The sequence below is a fragment of the Halomonas sp. 3D7M genome, from assembly GCF_014897885.1.
GTDB lineage: Bacteria > Pseudomonadota > Gammaproteobacteria > Pseudomonadales > Halomonadaceae > Vreelandella.
This window is the reverse complement of record NZ_JABUZF010000180.1, coordinates 287-2,750: the sequence shown is the minus strand read 5'-3', so window position 1 is coordinate 2,750 and position 2,464 is coordinate 287. Positions and strand designations below refer to the sequence as shown.

General features: G+C 47.1%; 4 protein-coding genes. 3 read left to right on the top strand and 1 reads right to left on the bottom strand.

The genetic code is table 11. From position 1 onward, the window contains the following. On the top strand, positions 1-304 hold a 304-nt coding region (locus tag INT22_RS10235), incomplete at its 5' end, for a hypothetical protein (protein ID WP_193068172.1). 276 nt (positions 305-580) lie between these two features. Continuing rightward, entirely contained in the window at positions 581-889 is a 309-nt protein-coding gene (locus INT22_RS10230; protein ID WP_193068171.1) for a DUF7709 family protein, read from the top strand. A gap of 14 nt (positions 890-903) precedes the next feature. On the opposite strand, the gene rlmF is transcribed toward INT22_RS10230, so the two are convergent. Continuing rightward, a complete protein-coding gene (gene rlmF, locus INT22_RS10225) occupies positions 904-1,848 on the bottom strand; it encodes a 23S rRNA (adenine(1618)-N(6))-methyltransferase RlmF (RefSeq protein ID WP_193068170.1) in 945 nt (314 codons plus the stop codon). 168 nt (positions 1,849-2,016) lie between these two features. Between rlmF and INT22_RS10220 the strand changes: the two genes are divergently transcribed. Then, positions 2,017-2,424 (top strand): hypothetical protein, encoded by a 408-nt coding sequence (locus INT22_RS10220; protein WP_193068169.1) that lies wholly within the window; start codon positions 2,017-2,019, stop codon positions 2,422-2,424. Positions 2,425-2,464 lie beyond the last annotated feature (40 nt).

Sequence of the window (2,464 nt, the reverse complement as noted above, 5' to 3'; positions counted from 1 at the left end):
AATGGTGCTGGCTGTAGGGTTGCTGATGTTAGCTTATGCCTTGTTTATGAAATATAGCAGTACCGGCACGGGTTGCAATAATCTTTCGTATGAGGAAATTAAAAGTACTATTGATGGTTTTCATAATGATTTTCCACAAGTTTTTACAATGAGTGGGTTCCGTATGCAAGAAGGTTTCGAGTATATTGACGGAGACTCAGGAGATTTGATATTACAAAGTTTTGAGACGGACTCAGGATATTATCGAGCTGAAATCACATGTGACGGAGGTATTGATATAGACCCATGGTATAATGAAAGATAATTCTGGCTTTAATAAAGAATCTCCATAATTTGGGGTTGATGTTTTTAATATCAAACAATGTGCCGCCGTGGGTGTCATGGGCGTTGTTTAAGGGTTTGATCATCACGCTCTTGGCGTAGTTGACGCACTCGCACCCATTTATCCATGCTCGAATATCCGGCATTCATGGCTTCAGCCACTTCTCGATCAGTGTAATACTGATCGACTACCCGCTGTGCTGCTGCGAGAAAGCTGAGCTGTTTAAAAGTAGAGCCGCTTGAAAAAAGGAGAGTGCTAATGAAAAAAAGTGTTGAACATACGGAGCAGTTGGCCGCTGTAAATCAGAAAGTCGTTAGCGGTAGGGAAGTTCTTCCTTCGGTTCATCTCAAAGATGGCAGTAAGGTTCAGACGGGAACGGTTGCAACGATGCTATATAACATTAATCTTTATAACGCTGGCGAGCGAGGCCAAGTAGAAAAAGAGCTTGAACTTGCCGTTCCAACGCTTGTGAAGGTTGGTCTGTTTGACCTTTTTCCTATTGAGGACTGGATAGCGGGTGATAATCCCGGTCGAGTGCCGACTACCGCAGGCTGCCTGCAAGCATAAATCGCCTGCGCGGCTCAGATGAATGTCCAGGCCAATACCCTCGTAATCTTATTTCCCTGCTTCATCTCTATTTCCCGTATATCAACTGCACCAAGCTTACCAATCAACTTCTTGGCAGGTTTAACATTGTCTGCTTTGGAAACCAAGCTAGTAAACCAGCGGCATTGAGTTGAATACACCTTGCTTTCTCTTATGAGCTTTTTAAGAAACAGCTGTTCGCCTCCCTTACACCAAAGCTCTGCTCCCAATCCGCCAAAATTTAGGGTGGTGGATTGGTTTTTTACCTTTTGCTCACCGCGACTACGAGCGAGATTCTTGAGTTTAAGCCGGCTACCTTTAAGTGCTTCATCAAGCGAGGCATGGAAGGGTGGGTTGCATACGCTGACGTCAAAGAATTCACCAGTTTGAATGATTCCATCAAAAATGTGGTTTTTGTCGTGCTGTGTGCGCAGCGTGAAGCGTTCTTTGAGTGTGGGGTTGTTGGCGATAATCGTGGCTACATTCTCAAGCGACTGAGGATTAATGTCGCTACCAACACACTGCCAGCCGTAAATTTGGCAAGCCAGTATTGGGTAGATTCCATTTGCTCCAGTCCCTATGTCGAGCAGCTTGATACTGCGCTGTTCTAGCTCAGGCCCAATCTCCAGCAAGTCAGCCATGTAATGGATATAGTCAGCTCTGCCTGGGATTGGCGGGCAAAGCGCGCCCTCTGGAATATCCCAATCGACAATGTTGTAGTACCGGTTTAATAACGCAGCGTTGAGCGTTTTTACTGCCAATGGGTCTGCGAAATCAATGGAAAGGTCGCCATGCGCGTTCGGTTTTACATGGGAGGCTAGTGCTGGGTGGCCTGTTACGAGAGCCGGGAAGTCATAGCCTTGGTTGTGTCGATTCCTCGGGTGCAGGCCTTTGCGAACAGGCCTAGTTTGGCTTTTTTCACTTCGATGGGGGATGCTCACAGTAATACGCCCGAGGCTTAGAGTTCGATAATAGGGTGGGTCTGGCCTAGCCAGTGATTATAATCTTAATGGCTTTGACGTGCATGCTCGGCAGTTCGAGGGTAGCGACTCCCCGCTATTTTTCCCCTCGTACCACTTCATACAGTTCTGTACTAACTGGAAGACTCAATGAACCCTGTTATTCAAGAAGAAATATCCGGCTGTGGGATTGCTGCATGCGCCGCGCTTGCGGGCATTACCTACGTGCAGGCCAAAGCGACAGCTAATGCTTTGGGTATTTATGCCGAAGACACAGCGCTTTGGTCAGATACCGAATATGTCCGTAGGCTATTGTGTGCTTTGGGTATCACGGCTGCGCCAACAGAGACGCCATTCGACACCTGGGCGACTCTTCCAGATAAGGCACTATTGGCGATCAAGTGGCGCACGGAGCAAGGCAGGCCATTCTGGCATTGGGTGGTATTTGTTAGAACTGAGTGGGATGCTGTCGTTCTGGATTCCAAGAAAGCCTTGAAAACCAATATCCGTCGAGACTTTGGGCGTATCAAACCCAAGTGGTTCATTCGTGTAGATTAAGATGTAAGGGCTACTATTGAGGGCTATTTGAAGAGCTATT